Raw genomic sequence first — 14,851 nt, 5'->3', positions numbered from 1 at the left:
TCCGGCGGCGCCGGATCCTCCGGTGGCTCCGGTCCATCCAGCACAGGGAGGTTGTTGCCATGAACGCTCGGCGCAAGGTGTACGTGACGGGGGAACGACCGGACGTCCGGGTGCCGTTCGCGGAGGTCGAGCTGACCGGCGACGACCCACCGGTACGGCTCTACGACACCTCCGGCCCAGGCTCGGATCCGTCCGTCGGGCTGCCGGCGCTGCGCGGAGCGTGGATCGCGGAGCGCGGTGACGTGGCCCCGGTACGCGGCGCCGGCACCCCGCTGGCCGGTCGGGACGGCGCCCGGCCCACCCAGCTGGAGTACGCCCGGGCCGGGATCGTCACCCCGGAGATGGAGTTCGTGGCGATCCGGGAGGGGATGCCGGCCGAGGTGGTCCGGGACGAGATCGCCAGTGGCCGGGCGGTGCTGCCGCTGAACGTGAACCACCCGGAGTGCGAGCCGGCGATCATCGGCAAGCGGTTCCTGGTGAAGGTCAACGCCAACATCGGCACCTCGGCGGTCACCTCGTCGATCGCCGAGGAGGTGGAGAAGCTCACCTGGGCGACCCGGTGGGGCGCGGACACCGTGATGGACCTCTCGACCGGCAAGCGGATCCACGAGACCCGGGAGGCGATCGTCCGCAACTCCCCGGTGCCGATCGGGACCGTCCCGATCTACCAGGCGCTGGAGAAGGTCGGCGGCGACCCGGTGAAGCTTTCCTGGGAGGTCTTCCGGGAGACCGTGATCGAGCAGGCCGAGCAGGGCGTCGACTACATGACGGTGCACGCCGGGGTACGCCTCGGCTATGTGCCGCTGGCGGTGAACCGGGTCACCGGGATCGTCTCCCGGGGTGGCTCGATCATGGCGGCCTGGTGCCTGGCGCACCACCAGGAAAACTTCCTCTACACCAATTTCGCCGAACTCTGCGAGATCCTCGCCCGCTACGACGTCACGTTCTCGCTCGGCGACGGACTGCGGCCCGGCTCGATCGCGGACGCGAACGACGAGGCGCAGTTCGCCGAGCTGCGTACCCTCGGGGAGCTGACCTCGGTGGCCTGGGAGCACGGCGTACAGGTGATGATCGAGGGGCCGGGGCACGTGCCGATGCACAAGATCAAGGAGAACGTGGACCTCCAGCAGGAGCTGTGCCACGAAGCCCCGTTCTACACCCTCGGGCCGCTGACCACTGACATCGCCCCGGCGTACGACCACATCACGTCGGCGATCGGTGCCGCGATGATCGGCATGTTCGGCACCGCCATGCTCTGCTACGTCACCCCCAAGGAACACCTGGGCCTGCCCGACCGGGACGACGTCAAGGCCGGGGTGATCGCGTACAAGATCGCGGCACATGCTGCCGACCTGGCCAAGGGGCACCCCGGGGCGCAGGCCTGGGACGACGCGCTCTCCAAGGCGCGGTTCGAGTTCCGCTGGGAGGACCAGTTCAACCTGTCGCTGGATCCGGAGACCGCGCGGGCTTACCACGACGCGACCCTGCCGGCCACGCCCGCCAAGACGGCGCACTTCTGCTCGATGTGCGGCCCGAAGTTCTGCTCCATGAAGATCACCCAGGAACTCAGGGAGTACGCGGCGCAGGGCATGCAGGAGAAGTCGACCGAGTTCCTGGCCTCGGGCGGCAAGGTCTACCTGCCACTCGCCTGAACCGTCCGACCTGCACACTGGAGGCGTTACCAGCGCTGGGAAACGCCTCCAGTGTCCAGGTCAGTCGGCGTGGTGGCGGCCGGTCGAGCGCAGCGAGCGTCGTACTCCCCGGTCCGGGTCGAGGTCGTCGGCGGTCGGGTCGGGTTCGCTGAGTCCGCTCACCCAGTCGACGTACTCCGCGTCGCGGGCCGGGACCGGTTCCTCCGTACGGTTCCGGCCCTTCGCGTCACGCTGCTTCGGCTCGCCCTTGTCGGTCTCGGTGGTGTCGGTCTGCTCGGGGTCGCCACCGCCCCGATTGCGCCGGAACAGACCGCGACGGATCCGTCCGGTCCGCCGCTCCGCGTCCCCCGACCCGGTCTCGGCCCCGGCCACCACTCCGGTCTCAGCCCCGGCCGCTCCGGTCCCGACGGCTCCGGTGCTGCTCTCAGTCCCGACGACTTCGGTCTCGGACTCGGTCCTGGCCGCAGCCCTGGCCTCAGCCTCAGTCTTGGCCTCAGTCTTGACCTCGTACTTGACCTCAGTCTTGGGCTCGGGCTGGCCCCCGGTCGCGGCGCGGGGTCCGGGACGAGAAGTCGCCTCCGCCGCGCCACCCGGCTCGGCTTCGGCCGTGGGCGTGCCACGACTCGACGTCGCCGGGACCGGAAGATCGGTCGCCGGGACCGGAAGATCGGTCGCCGGGACCGGCGAGTCGCCGGAGACCACCGGGATGGGCAGGCTCCGCCCGGTCCGGCTCGCGTCCGCCGAGGTAGCGCCCTGTCCCAACCGGTTGACGGGATCCGCCGGTGCCTCGCGACGGCCGTCGGAGCGGGGCCGGAGCACCGGTGCGAAGGCGTCCCAGGTGTCGCCGGTAGGGGCCGGCCTGACGACCGGTGGCGGCGTGACGGGCGTGGGCGGCACCGGAGGCGGCATCAACGGCTCTGGCGTGGGTCTGGTCGCAGGCTGCGCCGGAACCACGGGCCGGGCCGGAGCGGTCGGCGGCACCGGAGTCCGCGGTACCGGCGCCGGAGCCTGCGGTACCGCGGGTGGCGGCGCCGCTGCCGCCGGGGGCTCCGGGACCGTCGGTGTGTTCGCCGCCGACGAAGTGCCCACTGCCGCCTCAGGCGACGGCGACGGCGTGGTCGGCCAGAAGTCCTCGGTACGCAGTCGGCGCGCCCCTGCCCAGCCGGGCGGGAAGCCGGCATCCGCCGACGCCTCACCCGTCCCCCCACCCGTACCGCCGTCGGCCGGCCTGGTCGGTTCTGTGCTGCTGCTCCGTCGGCCGGTCTCGGGAGCAGCGGCCGAATCAGCGGCCGAGGTGGACGAACCGAACCGCTCGGTGTGCCCGGAGGAGTACTCCGTCGGGACGCGTGGTGTGGGGATGGAGATGTCGAACGACCAGGTACCCGGGCTCGACCCCGGCTCCCGGGACGGTTCCCGCGACTCGCCTCCCGCCTGCCTTCCGGCCACCGGACCAGGTGGCCAGCTGTCTGCGGGAGACGTTGCGCTGCCCTGGTCGCCGCCGGTTCTGTTGCCGGTGCCGACCGTCGGGGACCCGCCACTCGGCAGGTCCAACCGCCAGGTCTGCTCGACCGGGGGACCGGCGGCGCCGATCTCACTGGTCGGGCTGCCGTCGCTCGGCCTCTCCCTCGTCGGCCTCTCCCTCGTCGGCAGGGTCGTGGTCGGTGCGTCATCCGCGGCCGGGGTCATGGTCGGCGCGTCCGTTGTCGGCAGGGTCGTGGTCGCCGCGATCCCCGTCGGCAGGATCGTGGTCGGCGCGTCGCCGAGGTCGTCGCCGAGGTCGCTGCCGTTGCCGAGGTCGCTGCCGTAGCCGTAGCCGTTGCCCGGCGGCGTCGGGCCGGTGCCGCTGCCGCCGGTCGGGTCGGCTCCGACCGTGGACGGGGTCCCGGAGGGCGAACCGGCCTCGGCGCTCTGCGCCGGAGCGGGCGTGGTCAGCGGCCAGCGGGCCCAGGCTGCCAGCGCCGAGCCCAGCACACCGGTGGCCACGGCGATCAGGGCTCCCCAGTACGGTGCCGCCTGGTAGGCGTCGGCGGAGTCGCCGCGGCCGGCGACGAGGTACGCCAGGGCGAGCATCGCCGGACCGGCCGCTCCGCAGCTGGCGACCGCCGGCAGCGGGAATTGGCGGGACCGGGCCAGGGCACCGGTGAGGGCGCCCGCGACCAGGGCCAGCGCCGGCAGAACGACGAAGGCCAGTCGTTGGCTCGGGCCGGCGCCCAGCCAGCTCGGATCGAGCCCACCGAGCCGGACGGCGGGCAGCGGGTCGGTGGGACCGAGCGAGGGCAGTACGGACAGCACGGCGAGGAACCAGGCTGCCCCGGTCAGCGCCGTGACGTTCCAGGCCACCGGGCGTTGGGTCAGCGCGGCCAGGGCGGCGAGGAAGCCGACCCCGGCCCCGGCCGCCGCGGCGACGCCGGTCAGGGTCACCGGGTCGCCCGAGGCCAGCTGGGCCGCCCGGGCGGGCTGCATGCAGAGCGGGGCGACCGCGAGTGCGCCGAGGGCGGCCACCGCGGAGACGGCCGCCCGGGTGCCGAGCGTGCTGGGCAGGGCGAACCTGTGGGCGAGCCGGTCCGCCAGCAGGGCGCCGAGGACGGCCGCCACCGTGGCGATCCAGCCGACCCAGGCGAGCTGGGCGGGCCACTGGTTCACCTCGTCGGCGACGAAGCCGCGGTCGAAGCGGACGAGGCCGAGCCCGTACGCGATCCCCAGCTGACCGGCGCCGCTGACGATCCCGCCGACGAGTGCGGCGAGCAGCACCCTGCCCCAGGTCCGGTAGGCCATGCGGGGCACGTTACGCACCCCCATCCGTACCCGCCAGTCTGGGCCGGGCGGCGGGCGCGAGCGGAGTCGTCGAACGACTACCTGTTGTGACTGACTGTCGGATCAGTGCTGTTGCTCGCCCTGACCGCTGCCGCTGAGCGCCAGGCCGGGGCCGTTGTCCGGGTGGTCCAGCAGGAGTTCGTGCAACTCGGCGCTGGTCCGGGCGACGTCCTCGAAGTGCGCGTTGCGGCCCAGCGAGCGCGGGCGCGGGATGTCGATGCCGAGCACCTTGCGGATCCGCCCGGGTCGCGGGCTGAGTACGACGACCCGGTCGGCGAGCAGCACCGCCTCGTCGATCGAGTGGGTGACGAAGAGGATCGTCGCCGAGTGCTCCATGTGGATCCGCTGGAGTTCGACCGACAACTCCTCCCGGGTCAGCGCGTCGAGCGCGGAGAACGGCTCGTCCATCAGCAGCACCTTCGGCTGCTGGATCAGGGCCCGGCACAGCGACACCCGCTGCTGCATGCCGCCGGAGAGTTCGTGCGGGAGCCGCTTCTCGAACTCGCTGAGCCCGACCATCGAGAGCAGGTCACGGGCCCGGTCGCGGTGTGCGGCCTTGCCCCAGCCGAAGATCTCGGTGGGCAGCAGTACGTTGTCGAGCACCGACCGCCAGGGCAGCAGCGCGGGGCGCTGGAAGACCATGGCGATGTCCCGCCGTGGCCGGGTGACCACCTCGCCCGCCACCTGGATCTCGCCCTCGGTCACCGGCAGCAGCCCGGCGACCAGGCGGAGCAGGGTCGACTTGCCGCAGCCGGAGCGGCCCACCACGGCGAGGAACTCGCCCTCGGCGATGTCGAGGTCGATGCCCCGCAGCGCCTCGACGGAACCGGACCGGCCACCGAAGGTCCGGGACACTCCGGAGAGTCGGATCATCGCTTGGCCACCTCATTCGACAGGCCGACAGTGTCGACAGGCTATCCCGGACGCCCTCCGGCGGCGAGAACCCGTTTCCCCGCCGCCGGATCGGCTCCTCTCCAGCGGGCCAGCCGCACGCAGCCGGCCAACCGGACGCAGCCGGCCAGACTGGTCAGCCGGCCAGGCGCCAGCGGCCGCCGCGGGCCACCAGCAGGCTCAGCGCCTGGGGCATCAACCCGGAGTGGTTCTCCGGCGTCATCCGGATCGGGCCGGAGAGGCCGTCGGTCTCGGCGGTCTCCAGCAGGCTGCGGATGCGGGCCCGGTCCGGTTCGCCGCTCTTGCCGCCGGCCCGTACCGCCGCGTCGACGACGAGTTGCAGCGCGTCGGCGGCAAACGAGGAGTACCCGTAGTAGCCGCCGAACCGGGCGGTGTAGTCCCGGAACCACTGCTTGCTCGCCGCCTTGGCCGGGGTGGTCGCGATCACGTCGTCGATCACCATGGTCTGGGTGAAGACCATCGTGGTGTTCTCGGCCGCCCGGCCGCTGTTGCCGATGAAGAGGTCAGCGGCGGCGACCGCGTCGAAGAAGACCTGGCCCTTGAAGCCCTCGGAGCGCAGGCTGCCGATGGCCAGGTTGGCCTGGTCGGCAGGGGTCCACACGATTATCGCGTCGGGCTCCTCCTCGACCAGTGCGCCGACCGCCTGGCTGACGTCGGTGTCGGTGACCTTCACCGACCGCTTCGCCAGGATCGGGACGTCGGTCGCGTCCTCTTCGGGTCCGACGAGTTCGTTCGCCAGGGTCGCCGCGCCCTCTTCGCCGTATTTGTCGGCGGTGTGCAGCAGTGCCACTGTTTCGATCTGTCGGGTACGCAGTTCGGCGGCGATCGCGCCGACGTTGTCCCGGGCGTTCGGACCGAGTTTGAACATGTATTCCCGATCCGCACCGGCGGCCACGTCACCGGCCGGAGCGAGCGCGATCGTCGGGACCTGCTTGCTCTTCACCGTCTTCGCCGCACCGATGGCGCACTCGTTGCAGCTGCCCATGATGATGCCGCTGATCGCCGGATCGGCGGTGAAATCGCCGATGTTGGTCGCCGAGATGCTCGGGTCGAACTTGTTGTCCCGGACGTCCAGCCGGACCCGGCGACCGCCGAGCGCACCGGACTCGTTCAGTTGTTCGACCTTGAGCTCCAGGGCCCGCTGGTAGGCCTTACCCACCTGCGGGGCGGCGCCGGACAGCTCCAGGTCGGCGCCGATAACGATTTCCCCGGACTCCTCCTCCGGCGCGCCGAACTGGCAGCCGGTCAGCGAAGTAGCCAGGATGGCCGACGCGAGCAGCGCGGGTATCGCGGAGCGGATGGGCCTCAACTCAGTCCTCCAGGTATCCGGCGCGGGTGGGGGGCTTGCCCGGCCGCGGATCTAGTCGTCCACAATGGAAGGGCAACGATCTGCCGTACGGTTCACGCGAAGCCTTCAAACCCGCAAAACCTTGCCAATGCCGGCCGCCTGGGTCAAGCGCGGGATAGCCGGCCGGTTTCGGGATGACGGGTCTCACATAGTGATAAGAGGGGGTACGGGTGCGGGATAACTTTCCAGATGCAAGTGACCACTCTAGAGATATATGTGCTGATCAGAGACTTGCAGATTCATCGATCTCGTGGACCCGAGGGTAGTCGACGGCCCATGATGGACCTTTGCTGCCCTCCCGTCGCTTCCCAAAGCGGCCTTCTTCTGATGAAATCGCGGCCGTGCCGCGTGCGGCTCGATCCGCTGCAGCAGGCATCGGTCGACGGGTCACGTATCGAAACGACGGAGGCGATGTCGTGAGCACCGGACCTACGACCCTGCCCGCGAAAGGCTTGCGGGCAGGTGCCGTACCGCGCCGCTGGCTTCCCCGGCTACGGGACACCCGGATCCGGTCCAAGCTCGCGCTCCTGCTGGTCGTTCCGGTCGCCGCGGTCCTCGCGCTCGCCACGATCCGGCTGGTCGACATCGGACAGGGTGCCTACCAGGCCGGCGTGCTCCGGTCACTCACCGAACTCTCCGCCGACGTCTCGGCGCTCACCCAGGACGTGCACAAGGAGCGGATCGCCGCCGCCCGGCTGCTGGCCAAGTCGAAGGAGACGACGCCCGAGGTCTACGACGCGTACGTGCAGCGGACCGATGCCCGGATCGCCGCGTACAACGACCGGCGGACGCAGGTGAGTGACGTACCGGCCTCGGTGGAGGACCGGTTGCGGGTCATCGACGACCGGCTGGCCACCCTCAACGGGACCCGGCAGGAGGTGCTGGAGCGCCCGCAGATGCCCCCCGGCGAGGCCACCCTCCGGTACGGCATGATCATCGGCGAACTCGTGGCGTACGGCGAGACGCTCGGCCAGATCTCCGGCGAGAGCGCGGTCGGCGACAGCCTGCGTACCCTCTCCGCGCTCGCCCAGGCCAAGGAGGCGGTGGCCGAGGAGGAGGCGGTGGTCTACAGCGCCTTGGCCGTCGGCGGGGTGCTCGACCAGCAGCAGTTCTCCGCCTTCATCGCCACCCTGACCAGCCAGCAGGAGGCGCTGCTGGCCTTCGGCGCCTCCGCCAACTCCCGGCAGGAGTCGGTGGTCAACGGCTCCGTCACCGGCGACGCGGTGATCCTCGCCGACAAGGTGGCCCGGGACCTGACCCGGTCGGTCGGGCAGCGGTCCCCGGTCAGCGCCAGCTCGGCGGCGATCGCGATCGGCTCGATCAACGACCTGATGCGCTGGGCCGAGACCCTGCTCGAACGCGACCTGCTGGACCAGGCCGAGGCGGCCCGCTCCGAGGTCGTCCAGCAGGCGATCGTCGAGTCGATCGTGGTACTCCTCACACTGATCATCGCGCTGGCCCTCGCCGTGGTGCTGGCCCGGTCGCTCAACCAGTCGCTGCGCCGGCTCCGCGAGGGCGCGCTCTCGGTGGCCAACCACGACCTGCCGGAGGCGGTCCGTCGGCTCCGCGACGTCGGCACCATCGGCGAGGGCGGCGTCGACGAGATCGTCCGGCAGGTCCGGGACCCGATCCGGCTCAACAACAAGGACGAGGTCGGCCAGGTCGCCCTGGCGTTCAACGTCGTACACAAGGAAGCGGTCCGGATCGCGGCCGAGCAGGCCGCCCTGCGGACCAGCGTCTCGGCGATGTTCCTCAGCCTGGCCCGGCGAAGCCAGACCCTGGTCGACCGGATGATCGGCGAGCTCGACGCGATCGAGCGGGGCGAGGAGGACCCGAAGCGGCTGGCCCAGCTCTTCGAGCTCGACCACCTGGCCACCCGGATGCGCCGCAACGACGAGAACCTGCTGGTGCTGGCCGGTGCCGACTCGACGGCGCCGCGCCGCGACGACGCGCTGCTGATCGACGTGCTGCGGGCCGCGCAGTCCGAGGTGGAGCTCTACAACCGGATCGAGTTCGGCACGGTCGACCCGGACATCTCCGTCGCCGCGCACGCGGTCAACGACGTGGTCCGGCTGGTCGCCGAGCTGCTCGACAACGCCACCCGGTTCTCGCCGCCGCACACCACGGTGGTCGCCGACGCCCGCCGGATCCGCGACTACGTGCTGATCCAGGTCGAGGACCGGGGACTCGGGCTCAGCGAAGAGCAGATGGACGCGCTCAACCGCCGGCTGGCGGAACTGCCGGCCGTCGACGTGGCGGCCTTCCGGCTGATGGGTCTCGCCGTCGTCGGCCGGCTGGCGCACCGGCACGAGATCCGGGTCGACCTGCGCCGCAACGTCGAGGGCGGCACGGTGGCCCAGGTCACCCTGCCGGCCAGTACGGTGGTGCTGCCCGGTCCGCGCGGCCGTGACCAGATGCTCGCCCGGCAGCGGCAGCCGCTCGCCGTCGAGCCGGGACCGGCCGCGGCCCGCCCGTCGACGGGTGCGGCCTGGCAGGAGTCGCTCTCCCCGGTCGGCGCGGCGCGGTCCGGCGGCAGCCTCACCGACCAGTGGCGCAACGCGGGCGCCAACCAGTGGCAGACCACCGGTGACCAGACCGGTGCGATGCCGGCCGGTGCCCCGGGCGGCAACAACCACCTGACCGGTGCCCCGGTCAACAGCCACCTGGCCGGGGGGCAGTTGCCGGCCACGCCCACCCCGGGCTACCAGCAGCACGTGACGCCGAGCTACCAGACCCCGGCGTCCACGGCACCGCCCGCGCACACCGGGCTGGCCGGTGCGGGGATGGCCTCGCCGACCGTGCAGTACCCGACGGTCGCGTCGTCGCTGCCGCAACGCGGCGCGGCGGGCTCCGGCCCGGCCCCGACGCACGCCATGACACCGGCGGCGGGGACACCGTCCGGCCTGCCCTCCGGCCCGGTGGCCGGTGCTCCGGTCAACGCCGCCTCGGCGGTCGCGCCCCGGGTGGAGGACACCGGCGAGGCGCCGATCTTCCGGGAGATGGAGGCGGTCTGGTTCCGTTCGCACGGATCCGACTCGACCGCGATCTTCACCGTGCCGCCGGGCGGCTACCAGGCGCCGCCGAGCGGCTACCAGGCGCCACCGAGTGCGGCGCCGTCCCCGATGGCGACTCCGGGCCGTACCCCGCTGACCCCACGCACTCCGGGACGGTCCGCGCCGCCGCCGGCCCCGTACAGCCCACCGACACCGCCGCCCGCCCCCGTGCCGGCACCCGCCGCCGCACCACCGCCGGTGCCGGCGCCCGCGCCGGCCGCCACCCCGGCACCGGCCGCGCCGGCCGGGACCGAGGGGTCCTGGCAGACGGCGGCCGACGAGGGCTGGGCCCGGGCCAGCCGGGCGGCGGAGCCGGCCAGCGGCGGTACGACCCGGTCCGGCCTGCCCAAGCGGGTGCCCCAGGCACAACTGGTGCCCGGCGGCGTCGAGACCAGGAGCGGGCGCGAGCGCAGCAGGCGTACCCCGGACGAGGTACGCGGTCTCTTGTCGGCCTACCACCGTGGCGTACAGCGCGGCCGGACGGCCGGTTCCGAGCAGAACGGCATGATCTCAACCAAGGAGACGAGCGGATGAACAGGCCAGCAGCGATGCAGGACATGGGTTGGCTGCTCAGCAACTTCGCCGACAGCGTCGCCGGCATCGCACACGTCGTCGCGGTCTCGGCGGACGGCCTGCTCCTCGCCTCCTCCCGGGACCTGCCGCCGGACCGGGCCGACCAGCTCGCGGCGATCACCTCCGGCGTGGTCAGCCTGACCGACGGCGCCTCCCGGATGTTCAGCGCCGGTGGGGTGCTGCAAACGGTGATCGAGATGGACAGTGGATACCTTTTCCTGATGTCCATCAGCGACGGATCGTCGATGGCCGTGCTGGCCGCCCGCAGTTGTGACGTGGGCCAGGTCGGCTACGAGATGGCGTTGCTCGTCGAACGGGTCGGCGCGGCCCTGGTGCCGTTGCCGCGCGAGGCCGTTTCGCGTCCCTGACCCGGCAGACCAAGGATGGCATCGGTGCGGCCGCGACCTGACCCTGAGGAGGTGACCACGGTATGGATGGACGACGCGATGACCCGCGTGGCGCGCTCGTCCGACCGTACGCGGTCACCCGTGGCCGTACCGAACCTCGCCAGGACATCGCGCTGGAGGCGGTGCTCGTGGCGAGTCCGGCCGCGGTCGTCGAGTCCCGGTTCGCCGGTCACGACAAGCACCGCATCGCCACGATCTGCGAGGGCCGGGCGCAGTCGCTGGCGGAGATCGCCGCGTACACCCGGCTGCCGTTGGGTGTCGCCCGGGTGCTGGTCGCCGACATGGTGGCGGACAGCCTGCTGACGCTGCACAATGCCGCTCCACCGTCTGAGGCGTACGAGGAGCGGATGGAACTGCTTGAGAGGGTGCTAAGTGGACTTCGCAGGCTATGACCGGGCCAGGCCGCGTCGCGGCGGTGGCGGCGCTGGCAGCGGCGGCGGTGGCGGCGGCGGTGGCGGGATCACCTCCGCGAAGATCGTCATTGCCGGCGGCTTCGGGGTCGGCAAGACGACACTCGTGGGTGCGGTCTCGGAGATCACCCCGCTGACCACCGAGGCGGTGATGACCGCGGCGGGGGTGGGCATCGACGACCCGTCGAAGGTGCCGGGCAAGGAGACCACCACGGTCGCCATGGACTTCGGCCGGATCACCATGGCCCAGGACCTGATCCTCTATCTGTTCGGTACTCCCGGACAGACCCGGTTCTGGTTCATGTGGGACGAGATCATCCGGGGGGCGGTCGGCGCGGCGGTACTCGTCGACACCCGGCGGATCACCGACGCGTTCGCCCCGCTGGACTACTTCGAGAACCGGCACCTGCCGTACGTGGTGGCGTTGAACTGCTTCGACAACGCCCCGCAGTACGAGCCGGAGGAGGTACGCGAGGCGCTCGCCATCTCCCCGCACGTACCGTTGGTGATGTGCGACGCCCGGCAGCGCGAGTCGGTCAAGCACGTACTGGTGAACGTGGTACAGCACGCGATGGAGACGCTGCGCGCGGAACACGGCCGGGGGCAGCCCACCCCGGTCGGCTGACCCTCCGCGGTTGAGCAGGCTTGCCGGGCCCGGGGAGGCTCCGCGGTTCAATCCTGCACAACGAGAGGGACGGACATGCCACAGCACGATGGCCCCGATGGCGGCTGCGTAGTCGTCATCGGGGGTACCTCCGGCCTCGGCCGGGACGTGGCCGAGTACTACGCGAAGCGGGGACGCGAGGTCGTCGTCACCGGCCGGGACACGGCCCGGACCGAGGCGGTCGCCGCCGAGATCGGCGGCCGGACGACGGGGGTGGCGGTCGACCTCGCCAAGCCCGACTCCATCGCCGCCGCGCTCGCCGGGATCGGCGAGATCGAACACCTGGTCCTCTCCGCCTTCGTCCGGGACGTCAACAAGGTCTCGGACTACCAGATCGACCGGGCGGTCAGCCTGGTCACGGTCAAGCTGGTCGGCTACACCGAGGTGGCGCACACCCTGGCGGGGCGGCTCTCGCCGACCGGTTCGGTGCTGCTCTTCGGCGGCGGTTCCAAGGACCGGCCGTTCCCCGGCTCGGCGACGGTCTCCACGGTGAACGCCGGGGTGGTCGGCCTGGTGAACGTGCTCGCCTCCGAGCTGCGGCCGGTCCGGGTCAACGCCCTGCACCCGGGGATCGTCGCCGACAGCCCGTTCTGGGCGAAGCAGCCGGCGCAGGTGCACGAGACCTACCGGGGGCGTACCCCGACCGGCCGGCTGACCACGATGGCCGACGTCACCGACGCCGCCGTCTTCCTGCTGGAGAACCCGTCCGTCAACGCGGTCAACCTCGACCTCAACGGCGGTGCCGGGCTGGGCTGATCCGCCCGCCCCGAAGTGCAAGGAAGGGCCCCTTCTTATCGCTTTTTGTATAAGAAGGGGCCCTTCCTTGCACCTGAGTCAGGCGGAGATCTTCCGGGCCCAGGGCACCACGAGCCGTTCGGCCAGCACCACGGCGTAGAAGACGCTGATCCCGATCACCCCGGTCAGGGTGATCGCGGCGAACGCCAGCGGGGTGTCGAAGGTCTGCTGGGTGCTGTAGATGATCGCGCCGAGCCCGCTGTTCAGGGTCTGCAACTCGGCCACCACCGCGCCGATCAGCGAGAGCGTGATGCCGAGCTTCAGCCCGACGAAGACCTGGGGCAGCGCCCACGGCAGGCGTACCTTCAGATAGGTCTTCAGCCGGGAGGCTGAGAGCGACCGGGTCAGCTCGTAGAGGTCCGCCGGGGTCGAGGTGAGACCCGCCATGGTGGCCACCATGATCGGGAAGAACGCGATGAGTACGACCAAGGCCAGCTTGGTCCGCGAGTCGTAGCCGATCCAGAGGATCAGCAGCGGGACGAGCGAGACCTTCGGCACCGCGTTGAACGCGACGATCATCGGCAGGGTGGCCTGTTCGATCAGGCGTGAGCTGGTCAGCAGCAGTGCCGCCACCATCCCGCCGAGCGCGGCGATGCCGAAGCCGACGAGCGTGCCCCAGAGCGTCGCCCAGGCCGCCTCGAAGAGGTACGCCGGCTGCCGCTCGAAGGCGTCGACGACCTCCGGCGGGTTGGGCAGGAAGAGGGTCTCGACGTCGAAGACGATCGTCGCCAGCCACCACAGGCCGATCGCGACGACGGTGCCGACGACCGGCAGCGCGATCCGGGTGCCGGTGGAGAGGTTTCGCCGGTTCATCGGTGCGGCCGGGCCGGATGTGCGGGGCCGGCGGGGTCGGCGGGGTCGGCGGGGCCGGTGCGCCGGTGGGGCGGGTCGGGCAGGTCCCGGACGTCGCCGGCCGGACGGGTGCGGACGCGCAAAGCGTTTCCCTTCTCTGCGTCGAAAAGGGGACGGCGAGTGGCTGTCCACTCGCCGTCCCCGAGGTGTCCCGCCGTGGGTCAGGCCTTCGGCGCGACGGAGAAGTCGATGACCTTGTCCGGGGTGAGGCCGGCCGGGATCAGCTCGGCGCCCTGGAGGATCGCGATGGCCCGGGCGGCCCGCTGCTCGTCGAGCGCGCCGACCACGCTGCCTGGTGCCGAGGTGACGTACGGCGTCATCAGCCGGATCTCGGCCGCCGCGCCCTGCTCGTTCACGTTCGGGTTGTTGGCCTTCATGATCTTCGCGGCCTCTTCGGGGTTCTCCACCGTGTACTTGAGGCCCTTCATCGCCGCGTCCTTGAACCGCTTGACGATGTCCGGGTTCTCCTGGGCGTACTTGGCGGTGGTGGTGAGCCCGGTGCCGAGCAGGTCCCGCAGGTAGTCGGTGAGCGGCATGACCGTCATCTGCTGCTTGGTCACCGTCTCCACGGTGTTGCGGGTGATGACGAAGGTGCTCAGCACGTCGACCCGCTTGCCGACCAGCAGGCCGACCAGGGTCTGCGGGGTGGCCTCGACGAACTGGAGCTTGCTGGCGTCGAAGCCGGCCAGCTTGCCGTACGCCGGGAGCAGGGTCTTGGTGATCGAGCCCTGCGCGACGCCGACCCGCTTGCCCTCCAGGTCCTTCGGCTTGGTCACGCCGGACCCGGGCGGCGCGAAGATCGCGACCAGGGTGCTCTGGTGCACCGCCGCGATCACCCGCATGTCGGTGACCTGGCCCTTGCCGGTCTGGATCATCAGCTGGGTCACGTCGCTGTAGGTGAACTGGGCCTTGCCGGAGAGCAGACCCTGGTTGTTGGTTGCCGGGGCGCCCTGCTGGATGGTGACGTCGAGCCCCGCCTCCTTGAAGAAGCCCTTGTCCTTCGCCACCCACGCGAATGCGTCGTGGCCACCGGTGCCGAATCCGGTGAGGTATGTCACCTTGTCCGGGTTCTTGCTGCCGGCGTCACCGCCGTCGGAGTCGTCCGAACCGGAGCAGCCGGCGGTGACCAGCATGGCTGTGGCCATTGCCGCGGCGGCCAGCACGCGTATACGCCTCGTCATTCCTACCTGTCCTTTGAGGAGAATCCATTGAGGATGTGGATCGGTCGCCCGGTTCAGGATCGGCCGCGTCCCGCTGGTGGCGCCACGGGTGCTGATGATGCCGGCCGGCTCGCCATGGCCGGTGTCCGTCATGATCGTAATGCCTTGCCCGATGTTCCCGGCAGTCCTCCTGACGCGTTCGCGAGCAGGG

Annotated in this window: 11 protein-coding genes; 6 read left to right on the top strand and 5 right to left on the bottom strand. The window is 71.3% G+C overall.

Annotated features, from left to right (window positions below; all coding sequences use genetic code 11):
• The first annotated feature begins 59 nt into the window (after positions 1–59).
• The gene (gene thiC / locus O7626_RS29020) at positions 60–1,652 is read left to right on the top strand and encodes a phosphomethylpyrimidine synthase ThiC (RefSeq protein WP_278064239.1); all 1,593 of its coding nucleotides are present in this window, start codon (positions 60–62) and stop codon (positions 1,650–1,652) included.
• Between the two features lie 60 nt (positions 1,653–1,712).
• Here the strand turns inward: thiC and O7626_RS29015 are convergent, their stop codons facing one another.
• The 3 genes from O7626_RS29015 to O7626_RS29005 form a co-directional block, all read right to left on the bottom strand.
• Complete coding sequence (locus tag O7626_RS29015) at positions 1,713–4,427, bottom strand: hypothetical protein (RefSeq protein ID WP_278064238.1); 2,715 nt, start codon at positions 4,425–4,427, stop codon at positions 1,713–1,715.
• Positions 4,428–4,529: 102 nt separating this feature from the next.
• On the bottom strand, positions 4,530–5,339 hold the full coding sequence (locus O7626_RS29010) for an ABC transporter ATP-binding protein (protein WP_278064237.1): 810 nt from the start codon (positions 5,337–5,339) through the stop codon (positions 4,530–4,532).
• Between the two features lie 154 nt (positions 5,340–5,493).
• Positions 5,494–6,687, bottom strand: a complete 1,194-nt coding sequence (locus O7626_RS29005) for an ABC transporter substrate-binding protein (protein WP_278064236.1) — start codon at positions 6,685–6,687, stop codon at positions 5,494–5,496.
• Between the two features lie 455 nt (positions 6,688–7,142).
• Between O7626_RS29005 and O7626_RS29000 the strand changes: the two genes are divergently transcribed.
• The 5 genes from O7626_RS29000 (at position 7,143) to O7626_RS28980 (ending at position 12,589) form a co-directional block, all read left to right on the top strand.
• A complete protein-coding gene (locus O7626_RS29000; protein WP_278064235.1) occupies positions 7,143–10,313 on the top strand; it encodes a sensor histidine kinase in 3,171 nt (1,056 codons plus the stop codon).
• Positions 10,310–10,720: a roadblock/LC7 domain-containing protein gene (locus tag O7626_RS28995; protein ID WP_101368105.1), complete on the top strand. Its 411-nt coding sequence runs from the start codon at positions 10,310–10,312 to the stop codon at positions 10,718–10,720. Before O7626_RS29000 ends, O7626_RS28995 begins: the two co-directional genes overlap by 4 nt.
• Positions 10,721–10,782: 62 nt before the next feature.
• Entirely contained in the window at positions 10,783–11,151 is a 369-nt protein-coding gene (locus tag O7626_RS28990) for a DUF742 domain-containing protein (RefSeq protein ID WP_278064234.1), read from the top strand.
• A gap of 67 nt (positions 11,152–11,218) precedes the next feature.
• Complete coding sequence (locus O7626_RS28985; RefSeq protein ID WP_278066364.1) at positions 11,219–11,794, top strand: ATP/GTP-binding protein; 576 nt, start codon at positions 11,219–11,221, stop codon at positions 11,792–11,794.
• A gap of 75 nt (positions 11,795–11,869) precedes the next feature.
• Positions 11,870–12,589, top strand: a complete 720-nt coding sequence (locus O7626_RS28980; RefSeq protein ID WP_278064233.1) for an SDR family oxidoreductase — start codon at positions 11,870–11,872, stop codon at positions 12,587–12,589.
• Between the two features lie 78 nt (positions 12,590–12,667).
• On the opposite strand, the gene O7626_RS28975 is transcribed toward O7626_RS28980, so the two are convergent.
• Both O7626_RS28975 and O7626_RS28970 read right to left on the bottom strand, forming a co-directional pair.
• Positions 12,668–13,441, bottom strand: a complete 774-nt coding sequence (locus tag O7626_RS28975) for an ABC transporter permease (RefSeq protein ID WP_278064232.1) — start codon at positions 13,439–13,441, stop codon at positions 12,668–12,670.
• A 200-nt stretch (positions 13,442–13,641) separates the two neighbouring features.
• On the bottom strand, positions 13,642–14,661 hold the full coding sequence (locus O7626_RS28970; RefSeq protein ID WP_278064231.1) for an ABC transporter substrate-binding protein: 1,020 nt from the start codon (positions 14,659–14,661) through the stop codon (positions 13,642–13,644).
• Between the last annotated feature and the right edge of the window lie 190 nt (positions 14,662–14,851).

The sequence above is a fragment of the Micromonospora sp. WMMD1102 genome (assembly GCF_029626265.1).
Lineage (GTDB): Bacteria > Actinomycetota > Actinomycetes > Mycobacteriales > Micromonosporaceae > Plantactinospora.
Note: the sequence above shows the minus strand (reverse complement) of the source record. Positions and strands in the feature narration are given on the sequence as shown.

Bases quoted from the DNA above. Each gene is read 5' to 3' on its own strand.
- O7626_RS28980 (WP_278064233.1), top strand. From the start codon at position 11,870: ATGCCACAGCACGATGGCCCCGATGGCGGCTGCGTAGTCGTCATCGGG.
- O7626_RS28990 (WP_278064234.1), top strand. From the start codon at position 10,783: ATGGATGGACGACGCGATGACCCGCGTGGCGCGCTCGTCCGACCGTAC.
- thiC (WP_278064239.1), top strand. From the start codon at position 60: ATGAACGCTCGGCGCAAGGTGTACGTGACGGGGGAACGACCGGACGTC.
- O7626_RS29015 (WP_278064238.1), bottom strand. From the start codon at position 4,427: ATGGCCTACCGGACCTGGGGCAGGGTGCTGCTCGCCGCACTCGTCGGC.
- O7626_RS28995 (WP_101368105.1), top strand. From the start codon at position 10,310: ATGAACAGGCCAGCAGCGATGCAGGACATGGGTTGGCTGCTCAGCAAC.
- O7626_RS28975 (WP_278064232.1), bottom strand. From the start codon at position 13,441: ATGAACCGGCGAAACCTCTCCACCGGCACCCGGATCGCGCTGCCGGTC.
- O7626_RS29010 (WP_278064237.1), bottom strand. From the start codon at position 5,339: ATGATCCGACTCTCCGGAGTGTCCCGGACCTTCGGTGGCCGGTCCGGT.
- O7626_RS28970 (WP_278064231.1), bottom strand. From the start codon at position 14,661: ATGACGAGGCGTATACGCGTGCTGGCCGCCGCGGCAATGGCCACAGCC.